This is a genomic window from Sphingomonas sorbitolis, from assembly GCF_036663875.1.
Classification (GTDB): domain Bacteria; phylum Pseudomonadota; class Alphaproteobacteria; order Sphingomonadales; family Sphingomonadaceae; genus Sphingomonas.
Map to the genome: position 1 here is coordinate 741,439 of NZ_JAXOJS010000002.1, position 22,971 is coordinate 764,409.

At 65.9% G+C, this 22,971-nt stretch carries 19 protein-coding genes; 7 read left to right on the forward strand and 12 right to left on the reverse strand.

Annotated features, from left to right (window positions below):
* Positions 1-120 precede the first annotated feature (120 nt).
* The gene (gene serA / locus U1763_RS08700; protein ID WP_332754879.1) at positions 121-1,698 is read right to left on the reverse strand and encodes a phosphoglycerate dehydrogenase; all 1,578 of its coding nucleotides are present in this window, start codon (positions 1,696-1,698) and stop codon (positions 121-123) included.
* Between the two features lie 206 nt (positions 1,699-1,904).
* On the reverse strand, positions 1,905-3,059 hold the full coding sequence (locus U1763_RS08705; RefSeq protein ID WP_332754880.1) for a phosphoserine transaminase: 1,155 nt from the start codon (positions 3,057-3,059) through the stop codon (positions 1,905-1,907).
* Between the two features lie 210 nt (positions 3,060-3,269).
* On the opposite strand from U1763_RS08705, the gene U1763_RS08710 reads away from it, so the two are divergent.
* Both U1763_RS08710 and U1763_RS08715 read left to right on the forward strand, forming a co-directional pair.
* The gene (locus U1763_RS08710) at positions 3,270-3,923 is read left to right on the forward strand and encodes an extensin family protein (protein WP_332754881.1); all 654 of its coding nucleotides are present in this window, start codon (positions 3,270-3,272) and stop codon (positions 3,921-3,923) included.
* A gap of 166 nt (positions 3,924-4,089) precedes the next feature.
* Positions 4,090-4,974 carry an LOG family protein gene (locus U1763_RS08715; protein WP_332754882.1) on the forward strand — a complete coding sequence of 295 codons (885 nt, stop codon included), beginning with the start codon at positions 4,090-4,092 and terminating at the stop codon, positions 4,972-4,974.
* Positions 4,975-5,198: 224 nt separating this feature from the next.
* Here U1763_RS08715 and U1763_RS08720 read toward each other — a convergent pair whose 3' ends face one another.
* Positions 5,199-5,915 (reverse strand): c-type cytochrome, encoded by a 717-nt coding sequence (locus U1763_RS08720; protein ID WP_332754883.1) that lies wholly within the window; start codon positions 5,913-5,915, stop codon positions 5,199-5,201.
* 105 nt (positions 5,916-6,020) lie between these two features.
* Between U1763_RS08720 and U1763_RS08725 the strand changes: the two genes are divergently transcribed.
* On the forward strand, positions 6,021-6,923 hold the full coding sequence (locus U1763_RS08725; protein WP_332754884.1) for a prephenate dehydratase: 903 nt from the start codon (positions 6,021-6,023) through the stop codon (positions 6,921-6,923).
* A 132-nt stretch (positions 6,924-7,055) separates the two neighbouring features.
* Here the strand turns inward: U1763_RS08725 and U1763_RS08730 are convergent, their stop codons facing one another.
* The 3 genes from U1763_RS08730 to U1763_RS08740 form a co-directional block, all read right to left on the reverse strand.
* A complete protein-coding gene (locus tag U1763_RS08730) occupies positions 7,056-8,366 on the reverse strand; it encodes a sensor histidine kinase (protein WP_332754984.1) in 1,311 nt (436 codons plus the stop codon).
* Positions 8,367-8,464: 98 nt separating this feature from the next.
* Positions 8,465-9,130: a response regulator transcription factor gene (locus U1763_RS08735; RefSeq protein ID WP_056061146.1), complete on the reverse strand. Its 666-nt coding sequence runs from the start codon at positions 9,128-9,130 to the stop codon at positions 8,465-8,467.
* A gap of 23 nt (positions 9,131-9,153) precedes the next feature.
* Positions 9,154-9,468, reverse strand: coding sequence for a hypothetical protein (locus U1763_RS08740; RefSeq protein ID WP_332754885.1), 315 nt, complete (start codon positions 9,466-9,468; stop codon positions 9,154-9,156).
* Positions 9,469-9,589: 121 nt separating this feature from the next.
* Here U1763_RS08740 and U1763_RS08745 point away from each other — a divergent pair, with 121 nt between their 5' ends.
* Entirely contained in the window at positions 9,590-11,371 is a 1,782-nt protein-coding gene (locus tag U1763_RS08745; RefSeq protein ID WP_332754886.1) for an ABC-F family ATP-binding cassette domain-containing protein, read from the forward strand.
* A 62-nt stretch (positions 11,372-11,433) separates the two neighbouring features.
* Positions 11,434-11,703 (forward strand): hypothetical protein, encoded by a 270-nt coding sequence (locus U1763_RS08750; RefSeq protein ID WP_243643246.1) that lies wholly within the window; start codon positions 11,434-11,436, stop codon positions 11,701-11,703.
* Between the two features lie 45 nt (positions 11,704-11,748).
* Here U1763_RS08750 and U1763_RS08755 read toward each other — a convergent pair whose 3' ends face one another.
* The 5 genes from U1763_RS08755 to U1763_RS08775 form a co-directional block, all read right to left on the reverse strand.
* Positions 11,749-12,570 (reverse strand): ATP-binding protein, encoded by an 822-nt coding sequence (locus U1763_RS08755; RefSeq protein WP_332754887.1) that lies wholly within the window; start codon positions 12,568-12,570, stop codon positions 11,749-11,751.
* 87 nt (positions 12,571-12,657) lie between these two features.
* Complete coding sequence (locus U1763_RS08760) at positions 12,658-14,667, reverse strand: tetratricopeptide repeat protein (protein ID WP_332754888.1); 2,010 nt, start codon at positions 14,665-14,667, stop codon at positions 12,658-12,660.
* Positions 14,660-16,030, reverse strand: a complete 1,371-nt coding sequence (gene prsR, locus U1763_RS08765; protein ID WP_332754889.1) for a PEP-CTERM-box response regulator transcription factor — start codon at positions 16,028-16,030, stop codon at positions 14,660-14,662. The genes U1763_RS08760 and prsR overlap by 8 nt, the downstream gene beginning before the upstream one ends.
* Positions 16,027-18,066: an XrtA/PEP-CTERM system histidine kinase PrsK gene (prsK, locus tag U1763_RS08770; RefSeq protein ID WP_332754890.1), complete on the reverse strand. Its 2,040-nt coding sequence runs from the start codon at positions 18,064-18,066 to the stop codon at positions 16,027-16,029. The genes prsR and prsK overlap by 4 nt, the downstream gene beginning before the upstream one ends.
* 19 nt (positions 18,067-18,085) lie before the next feature.
* A complete protein-coding gene (locus tag U1763_RS08775; RefSeq protein WP_132736501.1) occupies positions 18,086-19,474 on the reverse strand; it encodes a TIGR03013 family XrtA/PEP-CTERM system glycosyltransferase in 1,389 nt (462 codons plus the stop codon).
* 157 nt (positions 19,475-19,631) lie between these two features.
* Here U1763_RS08775 and U1763_RS08780 point away from each other — a divergent pair, with 157 nt between their 5' ends.
* Positions 19,632-20,720 (forward strand): mannose-1-phosphate guanylyltransferase/mannose-6-phosphate isomerase, encoded by a 1,089-nt coding sequence (locus U1763_RS08780; protein ID WP_277983058.1) that lies wholly within the window; start codon positions 19,632-19,634, stop codon positions 20,718-20,720.
* A gap of 54 nt (positions 20,721-20,774) precedes the next feature.
* On the opposite strand, the gene U1763_RS08785 is transcribed toward U1763_RS08780, so the two are convergent.
* Complete coding sequence (locus U1763_RS08785) at positions 20,775-20,942, reverse strand: hypothetical protein (RefSeq protein WP_332754891.1); 168 nt, start codon at positions 20,940-20,942, stop codon at positions 20,775-20,777.
* A 214-nt stretch (positions 20,943-21,156) separates the two neighbouring features.
* Here U1763_RS08785 and U1763_RS08790 point away from each other — a divergent pair, with 214 nt between their 5' ends.
* Positions 21,157-22,971 carry a DUF885 domain-containing protein gene (locus U1763_RS08790; protein ID WP_332754892.1) on the forward strand — a complete coding sequence of 605 codons (1,815 nt, stop codon included), beginning with the start codon at positions 21,157-21,159 and terminating at the stop codon, positions 22,969-22,971.

A 22,971-nucleotide genomic window follows, 5' to 3' on the forward strand; every position in this document is an offset into this window, starting at 1 on the left:
GGTTTCGGGCACGACTACCTCTCCCCTTGGGGAGAGGGCCGGGGAGAGGGGCGCCCCAAACGCCATCTCTTGGTACTGCCCCTCTCCCCTACCCTCTCCCCAAGGGGAGAGGGAGTCTTGTTAGAAGTTGAGGCCCATTGCGGTCTTCACGCCGGGAAGTGCGCGGACCTTGGTCAGGAGGTCGGGGGTCACGGCTTCGTCGACCGAGAGGAGAAGCACCGCCTCGCCACCGGCTGACCTACGCCCGAGATGGAACGTCCCGATATTCACCCCAGCCTCGCCAAGCGCAGTCCCCAAACGACCGATGAACCCCGGCGCATCCTCGTTGACGACATACAGCATCGGCCCAGCCAGATCGGCCTCGATCTTGATCCCAAGCAGCTCGACCAGACGTGGTGCCGAATCGCCGAACAGCGTGCCCGCAACCGAACGCTCGCCGTCCTCGGTCTTCACCGCGACGCGCAGCAGCGTGTGGTAGTCCGCCTCACGCTCGGTGCGGACTTCGCGGACTTCCAGGCCACGCTCGCGCGCCAGCACCGGTGCGTTGACCATGTTGACGGTCGCCGTCTGCGTCTGGAGATAGCCCGCCAGCACCGCGCTTACGATCGGCTTCGCGTTCAGATCCGCCGCCGCGCCTTCGGTGTGCACCGAAATCCGCGACACAGCGCCGGTCGTCAGCTGACCGACCAGCGACCCCAGCTTCTCCGCGAGCGCCATGTATGGCTTCAGCTTGGGCGCCTCCTCCGCCGACAGCGACGGCATGTTGAGCGCATTCGTAACGCCGCCCGACATCAGGAAATCGGCCATCTGCTCGGCGACCTGGATCGCGACGTTGACCTGCGCCTCGGTCGTCGACGCGCCGAGATGCGGCGTGCTGACGAAGTTCGGCGTGTTGAACAACGGCGATGCCTTGGCAGGCTCCTCGACGAACACGTCGAGCGCGGCGCCGCCGACCTGGCCCGAATCGAGCGCCGCCTTCAGCGCGACCTCGTCGATCAGGCCGCCGCGCGCGCAGTTGATGATCCGCACGCCCTTCTTGGTCTTGGCGAGCGCCTCGGCCGAGAGGATGTTGCGAGTCTGGTCGGTCAGCGGCGTATGCAGCGTGATGAAGTCGGCGCGCGCGAGCAGTTCGTCGAGCGTGACCTTCTCGACGCCGATCTCGATCGCGCGCTCGGGCGTCAGGAATGGATCGAACGCGACGACCTTCATTTTCAGACCGCGCGCGCGGTCCGCGACGATCGAACCGATATTGCCCGCACCGATCAGGCCGAGCGTCTTCGACGTCAGCTCGACGCCCATGAAGCGGTTCTTCTCCCACTTGCCGGCCTGGGTCGAGGCGTCGGCCTCGGGCAGCTGGCGGGCGAGCGCGAACATCAGCGCGATCGCGTGCTCGGCGGTGGTGATCGAGTTGCCGAACGGGGTGTTCATGACGACCACGCCCTTCGCTGAGGCGGCGGGGATGTCGACGTTGTCGACGCCGATCCCGGCGCGGCCGACGACCTTGAGGTTGGTGGCGTGCTCGAGGATTTCCTTGGTGACCTTGGTCGAGCTGCGGATCGCGAGGCCGTCATACTCGCCGATGATCGCCATCAGTTCGGCGGGTGTCTTGCCGGTGATCTCGTCGACCTCGACGCCGCGCTCGCGGAAGATCTGCGCCGCACGGGGATCCATTTTGTCGGAAATGAGGACTTTAGGCATGGGATTGCTCCTGGGAATTTCGGGGGAATTGGATGCCGCCTTCCGATCCGATCCTCACCCCCTCCCGTCATCCCGGCGGAAGCCGGGACCCACGGTAGCGGTTCGCTTCATGAGCGAATGCTCCGTGTCCATGGGTCCCGGCGTGCGCCGGGATGACGGAATGGGGGTGGTTGTTGGAAGAAGGACGTAAAAGACGCGGTAGCTAGTTAGGCCGCCTTGGCGGTCGCGTAGGCCCAGTCGAGCCAGGGGCCGAGCGCTTCGATATCGGCGGTGTCGACGGTCGCGCCGCACCAGATACGGAGCCCCGGAGGCGCGTCGCGGTAGCCCGCCACGTCGTACGCCGCGCCAGCCTTTTCGAGCGCTGAAGCCATCGCCTTGATCAGCGCCTCGTCCGCACCCTCGACCGTCAGGCACACGCTGGTCTTCGACCGCGTCGCCGGATCGGCGGCGAGATGGCCAAGCCAATCGCGCTCCGCCACGATCTTGTCCAAAGCCGCCGCGTTCGCGTCCGAGCGCTTGATCAGCCCGTCCTCGCCGAGCGACTTCGCCCATTCGAGGCTGAAGATCGCGTCCTCGACCGCCAGCATCGACGGCGTATTGATCGTCTCGCCCTTGAACACGCCTTCGGTCAGCTTGCCCTTCGAGACGAGGCGGAACACCTTCGGCAACGGCCATGCCGGCGTGTAGGTCTCCAGCCGCTCGACCGCACGCGGTCCGAGGATCAGCACGCCGTGCGCGCCCTCGCCGCCGAGCACCTTCTGCCACGAGAAGGTGGCCACATCGATCTTCGCCCAGTCGATGTCGTACGCGAACACGCCCGACGTCGCATCGGCGAACGAGAGACCCTCGCGATCGTCCGGGATCCAGTCCGCGTTCGGCACACGCACACCGCTGGTGGTGCCGTTCCAGGTGAACAGCACGTCGTTCGACCAGTCGACCGCGTCCAGATCAGGCAGCTGGCCGTAATCGGCGCGGATCACGGTCGGATCGATCTTGAGCTGCTTCACGGCATCGGTGACCCAGCCTTCGCCAAAGCTTTCCCAGGCGAGCGCGGTCACCGGCTTCGCGCCGAGCAACGTCCACATTGCCATCTCGTACGCGCCGGTGTCGGAGCCGGGCACGATGCCGATGCGGTGCGTGGTCGGGAGCTTCAACAGTTCGCGCATCAGGTCGATGCTGTACTGGAGGCGGGTCTTGCCGATCTTCGAGCGATGCGACCTACCGAGCGAGTCGGTGGCGAGCTTGTCCGCGGACCAACCCGGAGGTTTCGCGCAGGGACCGGAGCTGAAAAAGGGACGTGCCGGCTTCGTAGCGGGCAGCGCAGGCGCATCTGTAGCGGGTGCGTAGGTCGTATCAGTCATGTATCTCTCCTCACAGAGAGCACGCGCGGCGTTGGGACCGCGTGGCCCGTCGCCGGCCCTAACGGCGTTCGCGGGGGTGTCAACTCTTCTCCCCGCCGTTCGCCCTGAGCGAAGTCGAAGGGTCCCGTCCCTGCGGCGAGATGCTTCGACTTCGCTCAGCACGAACGGGGAAAGGGTGACAATCATGGCCAAGGCGAGGATTATACGCCCATGTATCGCGTATTTTATTCCGTTATCGTCACCCTTCTGCTTGCCGCCTGCGGACGTGCCGATCGTCCCACTGCCCCTACTCAAACCCGCCCCAACCTGTCCGTCCCGAGCAATCGCGAAACCGCGCAGTGCCTCGCCGACCTGCGCCAGTTGCACGTGTCGTTCCAGGTCCTGCCCGACCGCGAGACCGGCCCCGGTTGCGGGCTCGCCGGCACCGTAAAGCTCGTCGATATCGGCGTCCCCGTCGCCAACCTCACCGCGGTCCGCTGCGGCGCGGCGCGCGCGTTCATCGGCTGGACGCGCAACGCGGTCGCGCCCGCCGCGTACCAGATGCTCGGCAGCGAACTCGCGCGGATCGACAGCATGGGGAGCTATTCGTGCCGCAACATCGTCGGCTCGGCGCGCAACGCAAACCGGCGCTCCGGCCATGCGATCGCCAACGCGATCGATATCGGCGGGTTCGTGCTGAAGGACGGGCGGCGAATCACCGTGCTGAACGACTGGAACTCCCCCGATCCGCAGGTCCGGCAATTCCTCCAGACAATCCGCGCGTCGGCGTGCAAGCGGTTCGGGACGGTGCTCAGCCCCGACTACAACGCCGCGCACCGCAACCACCTCCATCTCGAAGATGATCGCGCGGGTTTCTGCCGTTGACCCGCACCCAGCCGTCATCCTGGGCTCGACCCAGGATCCAGAGCCAAGAGCGTCGCGGTCCGTAACCCTGGATCCCAGCTTTCGCTGGGATGACGGCTGCTTAGAGGACGGGGCTTGGGGTGACTCGGTCTAGCCCTGCTCTCCCGTTTCCTCTAATCGCGCCTGAATGACAGATACACGAGTACCGACGCGCGTTTTTCCGAACGCCAGCCAGGATGCCGAGTCCGCCCGCGACTCCGTTTCCACCCCGCAGACGCAGCACCCGCATTACCGTCTCGCCTTCCAGGATATGGATTTCCTGTTGCGCGAAGACCTGCGGCCGGTGCGGTTCCAGCTCGAACTGCTGAAGACCGAACTCGTCCTCGACGAGGCGAAGATAGGTTCGACGTTCGTGTTCTATGGGTCGGCGCGCATCCCCGAGCCTTCGAAAGCGCAGGCGTTGCTGGCGCTGGCGACCGATGAGAAGTCCAAGAAGATCGCCGAGCGCTTGGTCGAGAAGTCGAAATATTACGACGTCGCGCGTGAGCTGGCGGCGAAGGTCAGCGTGCTGCCGCGTGACGAGCGTGGCTGGCGGCAGTTCGTGGTGTGCTCGGGCGGCGGCCCGTCGATCATGGAAGCAGCGAACCGTGGTGCCGACGACGTCGGTGCCGAGTCGATCGGGCTCAACATCGTCCTGCCGCACGAGCAGGCACCGAACCCGTACGTGACGCCGTCGCTGTCAGTGCAGTTCCACTATTTCGCGCTCAGGAAGATGCACTTCCTCCTGCATGCGCGCGCGCTTGCCGCGTTTCCGGGTGGGTTCGGGACGTTCGACGAACTGTTCGAGCTGCTGACGCTGATCCAGACGGGCAAGATCCAGCCTATCCCGGTGCTGCTGTTTGGGCGTCAGTTCTGGGAGCGGGTCGTGAACTTCGACGCGCTGGTCGAGGAAGGCGTCGTCAGCGAGAAGGACCTGGGGATCTTCCGCTATGTCGAGACCGCGGACGAGGCCTGGGACGCGGTGCAGTCGTTCTATCGCGAGCGGGCGGAGAAGGAAGCGGCTGAGGCCTGACCTTTTCCTCCGTTCCCCTCTACCACCCTCTCCGTCATCCCGGCGCACGCCGGGACCCATGGACACGGAGCGTCCGCTTATGATGCTGACCGCAACCGTGGGTCCCGGCGTCCGCCGGGATGACGGAATGAAGCGGGATCGGAACGTCGACGGCGACCCTGAACGTGGAACTTCCCCATCAAGGGGGAGGATCAAGCCTTGCCAATCATCCCTGCTAGTAGCGATTACTTCTCCGAGCGGGCGCCCTTGCGCGCTGCTTCTGGATCGACCGACGGCGCACCAGACGCTGGCGTACCGGTGTTGGCGATGTCGGCGGTCGGCGCACCTTCGGTCGCCGCGGCTTCCGCCGCATTCGCGGTCGCCGGCTGATCCTTCGCCGCCGCATCCTTGGCCGCCGGCGCTGCGCCAGCCGCAGGCGCCGCGGGGAGCGGCAGGTTCGAACCCTGCTGGTTAAGATACAGGATCACATTCGCTCGGTCCTGCGCATTGCCCAGGCCAGCGAACGTCATTTTCGTGCCGTTCGCGAACTTCCGCGGGCTGGTCAGCCACGCGTTGAGCTTGTCGAAGTCCCACTTGCCGCCGACGCCCGCCAGCGCCGCGGAGAAGGCGTACCCGCCCTTGCCCTTGGCGATTTCCTCGCCGACCGTGCCGTACAGGTTCGGGCCGACGCCATTCGCGCCACCCTGGTTGATCGTGTGGCAGGCGGCGCACTTCTTGAACACTTCCGCACCCTTGGCGGCATCGGCGGTCGGCAGCAGCGACGCGATCGGCACTTCGACGGCGGCACCTTCGCCGCCCTCGGCGACGACGCCCTCGATCGCATAGCCCATCTTCTCGGGGCGCTCGCCGTGGAACATCATGCCCCCGACGATCGACAGACCCAGTGCCGCGCCACACCCTGCGAGCACCCAGCCGGCGATCGTATTGGTCCGATTGTCCATATTGCGCGTCCGCCCCTGTTCTATTTGGGACAGCCATAGAAAACGCGGGCGCGCACCGCAAGCCGCGCTTGAACATGGCCCCTCGGCTCTCTAGGCGCCCGGCTCATGGAAAACTTCGCCGTACCCGCCCGCCCGATCGTCGCGCGGATGACTGAGGCCGCCGCCGCAGACCCGACGCGTGCGGTCGCGTTCCAGGGTGCGCCGGGCGCCAACAGCCATGTCGCGGCGGTCGAGGCGTTCCCAGACGGCCTGCCCCTGCCCTGCTTCGATTTCTCCGACGCGATCGATGCGGTGAAGGACGGTCGCGCCGACTGCGCGATCATCCCGATCGAGAATTCGTTGCACGGCCGCGTGGCGGACATCCATTTCCTGCTGCCCGAATCGGGGCTGGTGATTACCGGCGAGCATTTCCTGCCGATCCGCCATGCGTTGATGGGCGCCGGCCCGCGAGACGGCATCCGCCAGGCGATGAGTCATCCGCAGGCGCTCGGCCAGTGCCGGCATTGGCTGAAGGCGCACGGGATCGAGCCGGTGAGCTATCCCGACACTGCGGGCGCTGCGGCGAAGGTCGCCGAACTCGCCGATCCTGCGATCGCGGCACTCGCGCCACCTGCCGCAGCCGGGCTGTACGGGCTGGAGCTGCTCGCGACCGACATCGCCGATGCGGATCACAACACGACCCGGTTCGTGGTTCTTGCACGCGGCGGCAAGCCGCCGGCGGCGCAGGAGCCGGTCGGGGCTGAGTGGATGACGACGCTGATCTTTGAGGTGAAGAACGTTCCCGCCGCGCTCTACAAGGCGGTCGGCGGGTTCGCGACCAACGGCGTCAACATCACCAAGCTGGAGAGTTACCAGCGCAACGGCAGCTTTTCCGCGACCGAGTTCTACGCGGATGTGGTCGGCAAGCCGGGGGACACGAACCTCGACCATGCGCTGGAGGAACTCGGGTTCCACTCGAAATGGCTCCGCGTGTTGGGAACGTACCGCCAGGCGCGCTCGCGGGGGTAACGTGATCCTCCCCTGCAAGGGGAGGTGGCTGGCGCAGCCAGACGGAGGGGTGAAACCCTCTCGATAGCGCGATACCCCTCCGTCAGTCCTTCGGGCTGCCACCTCCCCTTGCCGGGGAGGATCGAAGCAGGGTCAGTTCGCCGCGGGCAACCGAAGCCGTACCAGCAATCCACCAAGGTCTTCGCTCTCTTCGAGCGCGACGGTCCCCTCGTAGATCTCCGCCACATCGCGAACGATCGCCAGCCCAAGCCCCGTCCCAGGCTTGCCCGTATCCAGCCGCACGCCGCGATCGAAGATACGCACGCGCTCCTCTTCGGGAATCCCGACGCCGTCGTCCTCGACCAGGAACTCGACGAAGCCCGACTGTGCGCCGACCGTCACGAACACGCTGCCACCACCGTATTTCGCCGCGTTCTCGATCAAATTGCCGAGCATCTCGTCGAGATCCTGCCGCTCGACATGGACCTGAAGCCCGCGCGGCCCCGTCACGTCGATCCGGACATGCCGATACAGCCGCCCAACCGCGCGCTCGACCGATTCGAGGCTCGGCCACACGTCCGCACGGCTATGCGCAGACCCGCGCCGCCCAACCGCGCGCGCGCGCGCGAGATGATGGTCGACCTGCCGCCGCATCGTCCGCGCCTCGCGGATCACCGTGTCGGCGAGATCGTCGGACTGCGCGGTGGCGGCGTTCATGATCACCGTCAGCGGTGTCTTAAGCGCATGCGCGAGGTTGCCGGCGTGACGCCGCGCTTCCTCCGCCTGGCGCTCGTTATGCTCGATCAGCGCGTTCAGTTCCTCGACCATCGGCGCGACCTCGACCGGCATCGCGCTCGACACCCGGTTCGACTGGCCCGCACGCATCCGGGCAATCTCCTCGCGCACCCGTCGCAGCGGCCACAGCCCATAGAAGGTCTGCAGCGCCGCCATCACGATCAGCCCGAGCGCGAGCAGCGCGAAGCTGCGGACGAGCGTCCGACGCAACGTCGTGATCTGCGCATCGAGCCCGTCGCGGCTCTGCGCGACCTGGAACCGCCAATGCACCTTGGAGCCGGGGATCACCGCATCGCGCTCGACGATCCGCAGCTTCTCGTCGGGGAACTGCGCGCTATCGTAGAAATGCGCGGTGCGGTCGTCATGCGTGCTGCCGAACGCCAATTTCCGATCCCACAGCGAGCGTGACAGCAGGTCGTCCTGCTCCTTGGCCGACACCTGATAATACAGCCCGGAATAGGGCTCGAGGAATCGCTGGTCGGCGACGGCTTCGCGGGTGAAAATCACCTCGCCCTCAGGACCGATTTCGGACGAGTTCAGCAGCGAGCGGAGGACGTATTCGAGCTGGTCGTCGAAATTGCGCGTCACCGCCGCCGACAGCACGCGGTCAAGCGCGAACCCGCCGCCACTGAGCAGCACGCCGATCCACACCGCCGCGATCAGGATCATCCGCCGCGACAGCGACCCCTTCACCGCCGCCGGCACGCGGAGCGGCGTGTCGGCGGTTGGGGGGGCAGGTATCGACGCGCTGTCCATAACCGGACCGATCAGGCGTCCGGATCTTCGAGGCTGTAGCCAAGGCCGCGGATCGTCGTGATCACGTCCTGGCCGAGCTTCTTGCGAATCCGCGTGACGAACACCTCGATCGTGTTCGAATCGCGATCGAAATCCTGGTCGTAGATATGCTCGATCAGCTCGGTACGGCTGACGACCTTGCCCTTGTGATGGAGCAAATAACTCAGCAGCTTGTACTCCTGCGCGGTCAGCTTCACCGGCTCACCAGCGCGCGTGACCTTGCCGCTGCGCGTGTCGAGGCGGATATCGCCCGCGGTCAGCTCGGACGAGGCGTTGCCGCTCGCGCGACGGATCAGCGCCCGCAGACGCGCGATCAGCTCCTCGCTCTGGAAAGGTTTCGCCACATAGTCGTCCGCGCCCGCATCGAGCCCCGCGACCTTGTCGGACCAGCTGTCGCGCGCGGTCAGCACCAGTACGGGCATCGTCTTGCCCTCTTTCCGCCAGCGGTCGAGCACGGTCAGCCCGTCAATCTCGGGCAGGCCGAGGTCGAGCACGACCGCGTCGTAATTCTCGGTCGAACCGAGGAAATGCCCCTCCTCGCCATCGACCGCGAGATCGATCGCATAGCCGGCCCCCTCAAGGGTATTCTTCAATTGCTGGCCAAGATTCGGCTCGTCCTCGACGATCAGAACGCGCATGATTATCCTCTCGATTGGAGTTTTCAGCGACCCGTGCGGCCGACGATCTGGCCGGTGCGGCCATCGACGTCGACCCAGATGACGGTTCCATCGCGCAGGAATTTCAGCGTGTAAATGGCGCTGCCCGAATCATAGTCCGAGCCGAGATACTGCGCGCCCCTCATCGTCGGGATCACGCGCGACTCGATCTCGCGCAAAGACGGCGCTCCGGTCCTGCGCGCCTCCAACGCCGACATCTGGTCGCTGCGGCGTTGCGGAGGCTCGCCCGCCAACAGGGGTGCCGCACCCATCAGCAAAGGCGCCGCGGCCAAGGTCGCAAGGAAAAGCAACATCTTCATCGCCGTGGCATAGGGCCTGCGCATTGAACAGCCTGTGAATGAGGCGGCGCATGGTCCTGACGCAGGTTACCACGACGGTGTAACTTGCCTGCATCACTTGGCGCCCCTACGTGGCGCGAACATGGCAGCACCAATCTTAGCATTCGAAGGCCTCGGACTCGTCCAGGGCTCGGGATGGCTCTTTCGCAACCTCGACATCCACATCGGCCCGCGCGACCGGCTCGCGCTGATCGGCCGCAACGGCGCCGGCAAGACGACCTTGCTCAAACTGCTCGGCGGCAGCGTCATCGCCGACGAGGGCCGCCGAGTGATCGTCCCCGGCACGCGCGTCGTGATCCTCGAGCAGGAGCCCGACCTGCGCGGCTTCGCGACGTTGCGCGATTACGTGATGGCGGGCGACGACGCGCCGGTGAATTACGAAGCGGATTCGATCGCCGACCAGCTCGGCATCGACCTCTCGCGCGAGGCGGCGTCGGCGTCGGGTGGCGAGCGGCGCCGCGCGGCGATCGTCCGCGCGTTGTCGCAGGACCCCGACGTGCTGCTGCTCGACGAGCCGACCAACCATCTCGACATCGGCGCGATCGAGTGGATCGAGGAGTGGCTCAAGCGCTTCCGCGGCGCGTTCGTAGTCATCAGCCATGACCGAACCTTCCTGACACGCCTGACCAAGCAGACGCTGTGGCTCGATCGCGGCGCGATCCGCCGCGCGGAGGTCGGTTTCGGCGGGTTCGAGGCGTGGACCGAGCAGGTCTATGCCGAGGAACAGCGCCAGGCCGAGAAGCTCGACGCGCGGCTCAAGCTGGAGGAGCATTGGCTGCTGCGCGGCGTCACCGGCCGTCGCAAGCGCAACCAGGGCCGCCTGACCAAGCTGCACGAGATGCGCGCCGAACGTGCGTCGATGATCGGGCCGCAGGGGTCGGCGAACCTGACGACCAGCAGCGACGACTCTAAGACTAAGGTCGTGATCGACGCCAAGAACGTCACCAAGACCTATGGCGACCGCACGATCATCAGCGACCTGACGCTTCGTGTGACCCGAGGCGACCGCATCGGCATCGTCGGCCGCAACGGCGCGGGCAAGTCGACGCTGCTGAAGCTGCTCACCGGCGAGATCCAGCCCGACAGCGGCTCGATCAAGCTGGCACAGACCCTGGATGCTGTCGTGATCGACCAGCAGCGCAGCCTGATGGCGCCCGAGAAGACGGTCCGCGAAGTCGTCGTCGACGGCGGCGAATGGATCGACGTGCTCGGCGTGCGGAAACATATCCACGGCTATCTGAAGGACTTCCTGTTCGACCCGAACATGGTCGACGCGAAGATCGGCTCGCTGTCAGGTGGCGAGCGCTCGCGGCTGTTGCTGGCGCGCGAATTCGCCAAGCCGTCGAACCTGCTGGTGCTCGACGAGCCGACCAACGATCTCGATCTCGAGACGCTCGACCTGTTGCAGGAGGTAATCGGCGATTACGATGGCACCGTGCTGATCGTCAGCCATGATCGCGACTTTCTCGACCGGACCGTGACGATCACGCTCGGGCTCGATGGCTCGGGGACGGTCGATGTCGTCGCGGGCGGGTACGAGGATTGGGAGAAGCGTCGCGCGTCGACGACGACCGGCAAGCGCGCGTCGAAGAAGGTCGCCGCCACTGCACCGCCGGCTGCCGCGCCCCGCGCGAAACTGACGTACAAGGATCAGCGCGACTACGAATTGCTGCCCAAACGAATCGAGGAACTCGACGCGCAGATGGCGGCCGATGCAGCTAAACTCGCCAAGCCCGACCTGTACATGCGCGATAATGCGACGTTCGCGAGACTGACCAAGGCGATCGAAACCGCGCGGGCGGAGAAGGAGTCGGCCGAGCTACGCTGGCTCGAGCTTGCAGAAATGGTTGAAGGCACGTCTTAAACTAGATTTAGCTGGACTTTTATGCCTTTGATAAATAGTGGAACCAGCTTGCAATTGCTGCGTTGCGGCAGTTCGGTTCGTTTATTGTGGAGATGTTTATGAAGCTCAAGGCCCTTACCGGCAGCGCACTTGCTGTCGCAATGATGACCACCTCGGTTGCAGCGTCGGCTGCTCCTGCATCGACGGTCCGCGCCGGTTCGGTTTCGGCTGACAAGAGCGACCTCGCTGGCGGCGGCGGCATCTTCGCGATCCTGATCGCAGCTGGCGTTGCAGCCATCGGCGTGATTGCTATCGTCAAGGACGATAACAACGACGATTCGGACAGCAACTAAGCGTTTCGGGCCGACGTGAAACGCGTCGGCCCACTCGTTTCGCGGCTAGAGTGGCTTACCGGCCCGGCCCGCGAGATCGACGATGAACTGCCACGCTACGCGGCCCGAACGGCTCCCGCGGCGTGTTGCCCACGAAATTGCATCGGTGGGTTCGAACTTCAGATCGTTTGCTCTGGCATAGGCCGCAACGATCGCAAGATACCCATCCTGATCCAACGCGTGAAAGCCCAGGCTGAGACCGAAACGGTCTGCCAAGGCCATGTGATCGTCCGCCGAATCGCGCGGATTGATCGCGCTTTCCTGTTCGGCAATGTCACGCGGCGCGAGATGTCGACGGTTTGCGGTGACGACCAACCGAACGTTGGCGGGCCTCGGCTCCGCCCCACCCTCCAGGATCGATCGCAGCGCGCGCGCATCGGCCGGCACATTGATCCCCAGATCGTCGATGAACACCACGAAGGCGCGATCGACCCGCGCCAACGCATCGAACAATGCCGGTAGCCCGCTCAGGTCCGACACCTCGACCAGCGCGAGATCACCAGGCGATGTTACATCCCGTGCTTCCCCCTGCACTGCTGCGACCGCGCTCTTCACCAGCGCCGACTTGCCCGTGCCGCGGGCACCCCACAGCAACACGTCCTGCGCAGCATAGCCAGTCGCCAGATGACGCAGGTTCGCGATCAGCGCGGCCTTCTGACGATCGACGCCGATCAGCATGTCGAGCGCAAGCGGCGCGAAGCGGCGGACCGGAATCAGTGATCCGCTACACCAGACATAGGCGGGATGAATATGGGGATCGGCCGGCGGCGGCGGCGGCGGCGAAAGCCGCTCCAGCGCGGCGGCGATGCGGTCCAGTGGGTCGGTCATAGCCCGCTCTTGGCGGCTTGCAGCCGGTTGAACAAGCATCCAGCGAGGCTGGGCATTCAGGCGGAAAGGCACCGACTGAACGGGCCTTCAGCCGAGCTGGCGGAGATGTCCTGCAATCGCGCCATCGTCCGGTGCGAGCCGGGTCGCCTTGACCAGCAACTGCCGAGCGCCCGCGGTATCGCCGTTCGCCGCCAGCGCGATACCATAGGCATCGGCGGCAGCGGCATTCATCGGCATCAAGGCATAGGCCGCGCGGCCGTAGCGGACCGCGATCGCACCATCGTCGCTTCCCGCATAAGCCAGCGCAAGATCGACAAGCACGCCGCCATCGCGGTTGCCGACACGGCGGCGGAGGCCTTCCAACGTCTCGATCGCCCGCCCCCAATCGCCCGACGCAACCTGCCAATGGCCTAGCAGCCGCTGTCCGGCCACGCTCTGAGGGTTCTGCGACAAATACAAAGCGAGTGATGCCGCGGCATCCTCGCCGCGACCAGCACGGCCTAGGGCATCGACCAGCCTGAGCATGGTCGGCTCGTCGAACGCGAGGTCCGCTGCACGTGCATAGGTGCCGGCGGCCTCGCCAAAACGCCCCGCCGCGACCAGCGAGTCGCCGAGTGCCAGCTGCGCGGCCGGTGCCCCCGGCCCCGCCGCTACCAGCGTACGCGCACGCGCGATCGCGCCTGCGGTATCGCCACTGGCGAGTTGGCCGCGGATCACGCCAAGAACATAGGTCGGGTCGTCGATCGCGGTATCGGCCCCGGCCATCAATGCGCCAAGCGAATCGTCCGTCGCAAACGCAGCGGCAGGTGCGGCGGGGCCGGTCGCGGCGCGATCGAGGAATTGGGCGGCCATAACCCGGTCGCCGGTGGCTTCGCCGGCGCGCGCGATCAACATGAGCGTGTAGCTGTCGGCGTCGCGGCGCAATCCGATCGGTCGCAGCACGTCGAGCGCGCCACGCGGATCGCCGGAACGCAGCAGAGCCGCGCCCAGCAAGCGTCGGGCGACGATGTTGAGCGGCTGTTCGGTCATCAGTTGGCGCCAGGTGGTCGCGGCCTGTTCGAACTTGCCCTGCGCATGATCAAGGTTCGCCGAAAGCAGCAACGCGCCCGGCAGGCCACTAATCGCTCCCCCCGTGCGGCGAAGCAGCGCACGGGCCAGGTCGATTCGCCCTGCCCGCGCGGCGAGCACCGCCTGGAGATACAGCGCCTGAGGGCTACCCGGTCGGGCCTGCAATGCGCGCCGCGTAGCGACCAGCATGTCGGCGTTGCGTCCGACGTCGCCCAACGTCGCGGCATATTCGATCAGCGCCGGATGGTAATAGGCATCACGCTTGAGCGCTGCTTCGAACCACGGCAGCGCCGCCACCAACCCGTAGCGGTCACGGATCACCTCGCCCTGCAGCGTCAGTGCGGAGGGCTCGCGCGGCGCCAGCGCCACCGCGCGTGCCGCAGCGATCGATGCATCGCCGATATCGCCGGCAGTCAGCCGGATACGGCCGAGATCGGTCCATGCCGCTGAGTCATCCGGCGCGCCGTCGAGCAGCGTCTTCAGGATCGTGCGTGCGTCGGCCAGCTTGCCCTGCGACGCAAGCGCGCGCGCCTGGATACGTTGAGCATAGGCAGCGTAGCGAGGCTGCGCCGCTGCGGCTTCGTCGATCGCGCCTTCCGGGTCGCCCTGCAACAGGCGTGCATGCGCCAGAAGCTGATGCAGCCGATCCGCGGACAGCCCGGCATTGACCGCTCGTGCGAGCTCGGCTTCGGCTGCAAGCCCGTCGCCGAGTTCGAGATAGGCGCGCGCCAGCACGGCATGAGCGATTCCCAGCGTAGGCATCGCGGCGACGGCCGCTTGCGCATTGGTCCGCGCCGCGCTGTAATTCCCGGCCTCCAACGTCGTCAGGCTATCGGCAAGCGACCGGCGCGCATCGGGCCGCGGCGAGCGCATCGCCAACCCGACGCCGACCGCCACCACCATCAGACACAACACGCAGATCGCGAGCAGCCGCGGACGATTGCCGGACAGCACAGCGGACAGCGCGATCGGCATCCTGAACCGCCGCCGCCGGCGCCGTCGCAGCATCGGATAGGTCGCCTCAGGCATGGAGATCGTAGCTTTTCAGCAGATCGTACAGCGTCGGTCGGCTGATCCCGAGCAACCGCGATGCGCCCGCGATATTGCCATCCGAGCGCGCGAGCGCCTGGCGGATCGCCTTGCGATCGGCGAGCTCGCGCGCGGCGCGCAGATTGAGCATGGACGCGTCCTCCGCCTTGCCGTCGAGATCGAGGTCGGTCGCGGTGATCAGCTTGCCGTCCGCCATGATGACCGCACGCTTGATCCGGTTCTCCAGTTCGCGGACGTTGCCCGGCCACCCCCAGCCATCGATCGCAGCGCGCGCGTCGGGAGCAAGGCCGGTGACGACGGGGTTCATCGACGTGGCGTAGCGCGTGACGAAGTGGCGCGCGAGCAATACCGCGTCGCCGGTCCGATCGGTCAGCGCCGGGATCCGCACGACGATCTCCGCGAGGCGGTAATACAGGTCCTCGCGGAACCGCCCATCGGCGACCATCGCGTCGACATTCTGGTGCGTCGCGCAGACGATCCGGGTGTCGACCGGGATCGCCTTGCGTCCGCCGACGCGTTCGATCACGCGCTCCTGAAGAAACCGCAACAGCTTCACCTGAAGCGCGAGCGGTACGTCGCCGATCTCGTCGAGGAACAGCGTGCCACCGGCTGCCTGTTCGATCTTGCCTTCGGTCGTCTTCACGGCGCCGGTGAACGCGCCTTTTTCGTGACCGAACAACTCGCTTTCGAGCAACGTCTCGGGAATCGCCGCACAGTTGATCGCGACGAAATTGCCGCGCGATCGCGGCGAGGCGTCGTGGAGTCCGCGCGCGAGCAGTTCCTTGCCGGTACCACTCGCACCGAGCAGCATCACCGAGACGTTGGCGGGGGCGACCCGCTCCAGCGTACGCGTGACCGCCGCCATCTCGGGCGACGCGCTGATAAGGCCACCGAACCCGCCTGCGTCGATCCGTGCCGCGAGGCGTCGGTTTTCGGCCTCCAGCGCGTGGACGTGAAACGCGCGACTGACGATCATGCCCAGCGCATCGATATCGATCGGCTTGGCGTAGAAATCCCAGGCTCCGTCGGCAATCGCCTGCAACGCGCTTTCACGCGCGCCGTGGCCAGAGGCGACGATCACCTTGGTATCGGGCTTGATGGCGAGGATGTCGCGCAGCGTGGCGAACCCTTCGGTGACGCCGTCCGGGTCGGGCGGTAAGCCCAGGTCGAGTGTGACGACGGCGGGCTCATGCGCGCGGATCGCATCCAGCGCCTGTGTCCGATCGCTGGCGACAACGATCTCATACCCTTCATACGCCCAGCGAAGCTGACGCTGAAGCCCAACATCGTCCTCAACGATCAGCAGGACCCGACGCGGCCCCTCGCTCGTGCCGCCGCTCATGCCGCCGCCTCCAGCGAGGCGACCGCAGGAAGCAGGACGCGGAACCGGGTCCCCTCACCTTCGCGACTGGTGACGTCGAGCGCGCCGCCCATCGCATGCACCAGCTGGCGTGCCTCGAACGCACCGATACCGAATCCTGTCGGTTTCGAGGACACGAACGGGCGGAACAGCTGGTCGCGCACAAAGCCTGGTGCCATTCCGCTGCCATGATCGATCACGTCGACCGCGACCCGGTCGCCGACCGTCTCGACCGACAGCAGGATGGGCGCATCGGCATCGCTCGCCTCGATCGCATTCTGGACGAGATGACCAAGCACCTGTTCGAGACGCGCGGCGTGACCGAGCGCGAAAACCGACGCGGCGCGCGCGGCGATCGGGTGCTGGCCACGTCGGCTGGCTGCGACGCGCTCGACGATCGCCGCGACGTCGAGCGGCTGAAGCGGCTCTCCGCGGACCGGGCCATGCTGCGAGAGACGAGCGAGCAACACGTTCATGCGGTCTGAAGAGTCCTTGAGGGTGGCAACCATGTCGACGCGAAACTCGGGATTGTCGGCATGGCGCTCGGCATTGCGCGCGACCAGCGTCAGCTGGCTGACGAGGTTCTTGATGTCGTGCAGGATAAACGCGAAGCGCCGGTTGAATTCGTCGAACCGCGCCGCATCAGCGAGTGCGGCATGCGCCCGGCCCTCGGCCAGATAGCTTGCCGCCTGCCGCCCGGCGACCCGGAGCAAGTCGAAATCTTCCCAGTCGAGCGCCCTGTCGACGGGTGGTCGCGCGAGCACGATCGCCCCCACCAGCGCGCCGCCATGGATCAGCGGGACGATCGCCCATGCATCCGGGCATTCCTGAAGCCAGCCGGGGACGCTGGCCATGTCTTCGGCCGGTGCGGTACCTGCGCGGACACGATCCAGTTCGATGATCCGGGCGTCCCTGGCGAGGAACCGGGCCAGCGTGTCATCCTGCGGACCGGTGGCGGCACAGTCCCAGTTCCACATGGCCTCCGGCCCTAGCGATATGCCGTCGGCCACCAGCAACAGGCCACCCGGCGAGTCGGTCAGGTCGGCGATCGACTTTACGACACGCGCGTGCAGCGTATCGGCACCGGCCGCTGGCTTCCCCAGCGTGTCGGTAAAGCGTTGCCATTCCGCGCGGTAATCATAGCGATGACGAAAGAGATGCTTGGCGACCTTCACCTTGGTCCAGGCCCGCAGCCAAGGAGTCGAGAGCATAGCCAACGCGCCGGCGGTCGCACCGAAGACGATCGCGGTCTGGGCGACGCGGACATAGGGACCGGCATAGCTGGCGGCGATGCTGGTCGCGAGCGCGGTCAGGCCGGCGTACAGGATCAACGCCACCGTCGACAACGCACGCACCGTGATCGGCCGCGACAAGGCGAGCGTCCAGTCGCCGCTGCGGTGTACGCCGACCACCAGCAACGCCGCGACGCCGGTCATGACGATGCCGCGCACGACGATCGCCGCGGGCATCCACCGCATGTCAAAATACACGCCCGCAGACACGAGCAGGTCGACGCCCCACATCGCTGCGAGCGCGAGCACGACAAGACGAATGCCGCCCCTCGACGGAGGTGCCGCCTGGTACAGATGGTGGACCAGCACCAGACCGCTGACCGCGCTCATCATTCGAAACACGACACGGGCCGACTCGACCGCCGTCAGCGCCTCGGCGTCCAGCTCCATCCGCACGGCAACCGCGAGCATCGCCGCGGTTCCGGCAAGCGCCATCACCACGAAATACACCGCGCCGAGCGCATAATTGCCGGCGCGATCGCGCCGGACGAGCGCGAGCATGAAGCCGAGCCATGCGATGTCGCGCGCGCTTGCGACGATCCGTGTCGCGACATCGCGCGTGTCGATCCCGGCGACCGCAAGCGCCCAAAGGCTCGTCGTCGCGAGCGCAACGACGAACGCGGCATGCGGCCATTGCCCGCTCGGCTGCCGGACCTGGGTCAGCGCCAGCGCACCGAACAGCAGAGCGGCCAGCGCGTAACTCCACAGGATTAACGTGGTGATCATGCCTGGGACATCACGACGCTCATCGTGCCCCCGCCGGCCACAGTACGACGCGCAGCGTCTGCAACAGGATCAGCAGGTCGAGAAACGGCGAATAATTCTTTGCGTAATAGAGGTCGTATTCGAGCTTGTGCCGGGCGTCTTCGATCGATGCGCCATAGGGATAGTTGATCTGTGCCCAGCCGGTAATGCCGGGCTTCACCATGTGCCGCTCGGCATAATAGGGGAGTTGCTCCTCGAGCTGTTCGACGAACTGCGGCCGTTCGGGGCGCGGGCCGACGAAGCTCATCTCGCCCTTGAGCACGGTCCAGGTCTGCGGCAGTTCGTCGATCCGGACTTTCCGGATGAACCGACCGATCCGCGTGATCCGGGGATCGTCCTCCGCCGCCCACACTGCCTTGCCCGACACCTCGGCATCCTGCCGCATCGATCGCAGCTTCAGGATATCGAACCCCTCGCTGTAGAGGCCGACGCGACGCTGACGGTAGAAGGCCGGCCCTTTCGACTCGAGCTTGATCGCGACCGCAGTGACCAGGATGATCGGCAAGGTGATCGCCAGCAGCAGCCCGCCGGCGATGATGTCGAACGCCCGCTTGAAGACGCTCGACAGCATCCGGCTCGAGGCAAACCCGTCGGAGAAGATCAACCAGGACGGGTTCACGCTCTTGAGGTCGATCCGCCCCGTCTCGCGTTCGAGGAAGCTCGATATCTCGCTGACCTGCACGCCCGTGGTACGGACGCGGAGCAAATCCTTCATAGGCAGCGCATTGCGGCGTTCGTCGAGTGCGAGCACGACCTCACTCGCATTCTGATCGACGATATAAGCCGCCAGATTGGGAATATCGCCACGCGGCAGCGCTCCCTGGACGACCGGCTCGGTCTCTCCCATCAAGACGAACTTGGCGACGATGAAGTTTACCCCGGGCTGTCCCGACAGGCTCAGGATCTGGGCGGCACGCACCCCCGCGCCCAACACGACGATGCGCCGCTTGAACGTTTCGCCACCCAGCGTCTTGCCGAGCAGCGCGCGAACCGTGACGAGCAACACCGTCGCGATGACGGTCGAATAGAGAAGATTGGAGCGCCACAGCGCAAGCGGCGGTACCAGGAAGAAGATCAACGACAAGAACATCACGCCGATCGACAGCGCCACCGCGAGCCGCGCGGCGGCAAAGCGCAGCGACAGGAACGACGCCACGCCGTACGCGCCGACTGCCACCAGCGACACCTGCAAGGCGAATGCAAAAGTAAGCAACTGCCCGATACGGGTCTGGATCGGCTCGACCTGCATACCGATCTGGTGCGCGCGGACGACCCAGCCGATCTCCGCGGACGTGATGAGCAGCACCAGATCGACCAGACCGAGCATCAGGACCACATGGGGTACATAGTGCTTGAAGAGCCGTATCATGGTCCGTTGTTCCCGACGCCTATCTGTAAAATCTGCCGACGCTGGACAAAGCTTGGCAGCAATTCCCAAAAAAAGGCTGAAGACCCTGCAACCGCTTGGGCCACTTGACGATTGCGAAGCTAACGCCGGCACTATAGCGCGACCGGCAGGAGGCTCCATGACCGTACGTACGATCGTTCCCGTGATACTTTCAGGCGGTTCCGGCACACGCCTGTGGCCGATGTCGCGCCCAGAGATGCCCAAGCAGATGCTGGCACTGACGGCAAACGAAACGATGCTGCAACTCACCGCGGGCCGCACCCAAGGCGAACGCTATGCGGCGCCGATCGTGGTGGCCAATGCGCGTCACGCCGATCTGGTCGAGCAGCAACTTGCCGATGCGGGCGCTATGCCCCAGGCGCTGATTCTCGAACCCGCCGGTCGCAACACCGCGCCGGCGATCGCCTTGGCGGCGATCGCAGCCGGCGGCGGCGGTAACGCGCTGCTCGTGATGCCGTCCGACCACGTCATCAACGACGTCGCCGCATTCCATGCAGCGATCGAGGCGGCGATGCCGCTGGTGTCGCAGGGCTGGCTCGTCACTTTCGGTATCGCACCGGACTCGCCCGAGATCGGCTATGGCTGGATTCAGATCGGCGACGAACTCCAGCCAGGCGTTCACCGCGTCGCGCGGTTCGTCGAAAAGCCGCCGCTCGACAAGGCTCAGTCGATGCTCGCCAGTGGTGATCATGCCTGGAACGGCGGCATGTTCCTGTTCCAGGCGGATGCCTATCTCGAAGCGCTCGCTCAATTCGATCCGGGTATCCTGATCGCCACCCGGGAAGCGATGGACAAGGCACGCACCGAAGGCACCCGGATCTATCCCGATGCGACGGCGTTCGCGGCGTCGCCTGACGATTCGATCGATTATGCCGTCATGGAGAAGGCCGAGCGCGTTGCCGTCGTACCGGTTGCGATGGGCTGGAACGACGTCGGCAGCTGGGACGCCCTGCACGCGATCAGCGACCTCGACGAGGCCGGCAACGCGCATCGCAGCGAAGGCGGCGGCAACGTACTGGCGATCGATACCAAGCAGTGCTTCGTGCGAAGCGACGGGATCCGCGTGTCGCTCGTCGGGGTCGAAGATCTGATCGTCGTAGCAAGCGGCAACGACGTCCTGATCATGCCGCGCGGCCGCAGCCAGGAGGTCAAGAAGCTGATCGAGGCGATGAAGACAGACGCGGCAAAGACGGACGCGGCGCACTGAGCCAAGCTTTCCCCGGATCCTCGACAGGATCCGGGTCAGGCCACCTGCCCGCCTCTACTCGGCTTTTCGGCGAACCTTGGGCACGCGCGACAAGCGGGTCAGCAGCGTGGGGATGTCATCGGTAATCATCGTGTCGGTCGGGGTCTGCCAAGACGAGCGCAGCGTTTCGCCGACATCCTGCAATCGGGCGCCGGCTGGACGTTTGGCTGTCTCGTTTTGCACTTCAACCTCTATCACGCATACTAAACCCGACGGGTCCTTCGGGGGGGGGGGGTAAGGACACCGCCGGGCTCGCAGGTCTAACCGACGATCGTTGGTCTGGTTCCGGGGCATGCGCCGTCCCGCGAAACGCGCGTCCGATTTTCCGCCCCCTCCGGCTCTGGCGGTCCGTGCGCCGATCGGCTTAGATGCGCGAAAGTTCACGGGAGAATTCGTCATGGATCGTCGCCAGTTCCTCGCATCGGGAGGCGTCGCCGCGCTTGCCACCACCCTGCTGCCGTCTTCGGCTTTTGCGCAGTCGGGCAGCGATACTGCGCTCAACGCGGACTTCGAACGGATTTTCCAGCGTAGCGTGGCGCGGTCGCCTGAACTCGCGACCTCGCTGGGTCTCGACAAGGGACCGTTCGCCGGGCTCAAGAGCCAGCTTTCGCCGCGGACACCCGACAAGCGCGCGCGTGATGTCGCCGAGACGAAGGCTGCGCTCGCCAGCCTCGCGCGCTATGACGGCGTCGGCCTGTCGCCAGCGGCCAAGCTGAACCTCGAAGTGGTGCGGTATTCGCTGAACACGCAGATCGCCGCGCCCGAGAAATTCGGCATGGACAGCCCGATCCGCCCCTACCGGATCTTCCAGCAGGGCGGCGCCTATTTCCAGGTGCCCGACTTCCTCAACACTGCGCACACGATCGCCGCGACGCCCGATGCCGAAGCGTACCTGTCGCGGCTCGACCAGTTCGGCACGGTGCTCGACCAGGAAAGCGCGATGCAGCAGGCGGAGGCAGCGCGCGGGCTGCTCGCACCCGGTTGGTCGCTCGACCTGACGCTCGGCCAGATGCGGAAGTTGCGCGGCCAGCCGGCGCCGACGTCGAGCATCGTCCAGTCGCTCGTCAAGCGCGCCGCCGCCAAGGGTCTTACCGGCGACTGGCAAGCACGCGCCGCTAAGATCGTCGACGAGAAAGTCTATCCCGCACTCGATCGCCAGATCGCGCTGATCGAGCGACTAAAGCCGACGACCAAGCCAGGCGACGGAATCTGGCGCGTGCCGAACGGCGACGCGATCTACGCGATGGCGCTGAACCAGGCGACAACCACGACGATGAGCCCCGACGAGGTCCACCGGATCGGCCTGGCACAGGTCGCCGAGATCACCGCCCAGCTCGACACCATCCTCAAGTCGCAGGGCTATGCGACGGGGACGGTCGGCGAGCGGCTCGCCAAGCTGAACGTGATGCCGGACCAGCTCTATGCGAACACGGCGGAGGGGCGCACCGAGCTGATCGCCGGGCTGAACGACGGTATCAAGGCGATGTACGCCAAGCTGCCCCAGGCCTTTTCGGAGGTGCCAACGCAGCCGCTCGAAATCCGCAGCGTACCGGTCGAGATCCAGGACGGCGCGGCGAACGGCTATTACAACCGCGCCTCGCTCGATGGCAGCCGTCCGGCGATCTACTTCGTCAATCTGAAGGACGTCGGCGACTGGCCGAAATACACGCTGCCGTCGCTCACCTATCACGAGGGCGTGCCGGGACATCACCTCCAGATCAGCCTCGCGCAGGAGTCGAAGGACATTCCGACGCTGCGGAAAATCGGCTTCTTCTCGGCCTATTCGGAAGGCTGGGCGCTGTATGCTGAGCAGCTGGCCGATGAACTGGGGGCGTATGCATCGCCGCTGGAGCGCGCAGGGTATCTCCAATCGTTCCTGTTCCGCGCGACGCGACTGGTGGTCGATACCGGCATTCACGCGAAGCAGTGGAGCCGCGAGAAGGCTACCGATTACATGGTCGCGACGACCGGCTTTGCGCGGCCAAGGACGCTGCGCGAGGTGGAGCGGTACTGCACGCAGGCGGGGCAGGCGTGCAGCTACAAGGTCGGGCACATGGCGTGGACGCGGGCTCGGGTGAAGGCGAAGGCGGCACTGGGCGACCGGTTTGACCTGAAGCAGTTTCACGACATCCTGAAGGAAGGCGCCATGCCGCTGACGATCCTGGAACGCCGCGTCGACGAACGGATCGCGGCGATACGCGGGCGGGCGTAA

Excerpts from the sequence above, each read along its gene's own strand:
- U1763_RS08710 (WP_332754881.1), top strand. The coding sequence starts at position 3,270 with ATGTATCGCGTATTTTATTCCGTTATCGTCACCCTTCTGCTTGCCGCC.
- U1763_RS08720 (WP_332754883.1), bottom strand. The coding sequence starts at position 5,915 with ATGGACAATCGGACCAATACGATCGCCGGCTGGGTGCTCGCAGGGTGT.
- U1763_RS08740 (WP_332754885.1), bottom strand. The coding sequence starts at position 9,468 with ATGAAGATGTTGCTTTTCCTTGCGACCTTGGCCGCGGCGCCTTTGCTG.
- serA (WP_332754879.1), bottom strand. The coding sequence starts at position 1,698 with ATGCCTAAAGTCCTCATTTCCGACAAAATGGATCCCCGTGCGGCGCAG.
- prsK (WP_332754890.1), bottom strand. The coding sequence starts at position 18,066 with ATGATCACCACGTTAATCCTGTGGAGTTACGCGCTGGCCGCTCTGCTG.
- U1763_RS08755 (WP_332754887.1), bottom strand. The coding sequence starts at position 12,570 with ATGACCGACCCACTGGACCGCATCGCCGCCGCGCTGGAGCGGCTTTCG.
- U1763_RS08790 (WP_332754892.1), top strand. The coding sequence starts at position 21,157 with ATGGATCGTCGCCAGTTCCTCGCATCGGGAGGCGTCGCCGCGCTTGCC.
- U1763_RS08715 (WP_332754882.1), top strand. The coding sequence starts at position 4,090 with ATGACAGATACACGAGTACCGACGCGCGTTTTTCCGAACGCCAGCCAG.
- U1763_RS08735 (WP_056061146.1), bottom strand. The coding sequence starts at position 9,130 with ATGCGCGTTCTGATCGTCGAGGACGAGCCGAATCTTGGCCAGCAATTG.
- prsR (WP_332754889.1), bottom strand. The coding sequence starts at position 16,030 with ATGAGCGGCGGCACGAGCGAGGGGCCGCGTCGGGTCCTGCTGATCGTT.
- U1763_RS08780 (WP_277983058.1), top strand. The coding sequence starts at position 19,632 with ATGACCGTACGTACGATCGTTCCCGTGATACTTTCAGGCGGTTCCGGC.
- U1763_RS08705 (WP_332754880.1), bottom strand. The coding sequence starts at position 3,059 with ATGACTGATACGACCTACGCACCCGCTACAGATGCGCCTGCGCTGCCC.
- U1763_RS08745 (WP_332754886.1), top strand. The coding sequence starts at position 9,590 with ATGGCAGCACCAATCTTAGCATTCGAAGGCCTCGGACTCGTCCAGGGC.
- U1763_RS08760 (WP_332754888.1), bottom strand. The coding sequence starts at position 14,667 with ATGCCTGAGGCGACCTATCCGATGCTGCGACGGCGCCGGCGGCGGCGG.
- U1763_RS08775 (WP_132736501.1), bottom strand. The coding sequence starts at position 19,474 with ATGATACGGCTCTTCAAGCACTATGTACCCCATGTGGTCCTGATGCTC.
- U1763_RS08730 (WP_332754984.1), bottom strand. The coding sequence starts at position 8,366 with ATGATCCTGATCGCGGCGGTGTGGATCGGCGTGCTGCTCAGTGGCGGC.
- U1763_RS08725 (WP_332754884.1), top strand. The coding sequence starts at position 6,021 with ATGGAAAACTTCGCCGTACCCGCCCGCCCGATCGTCGCGCGGATGACT.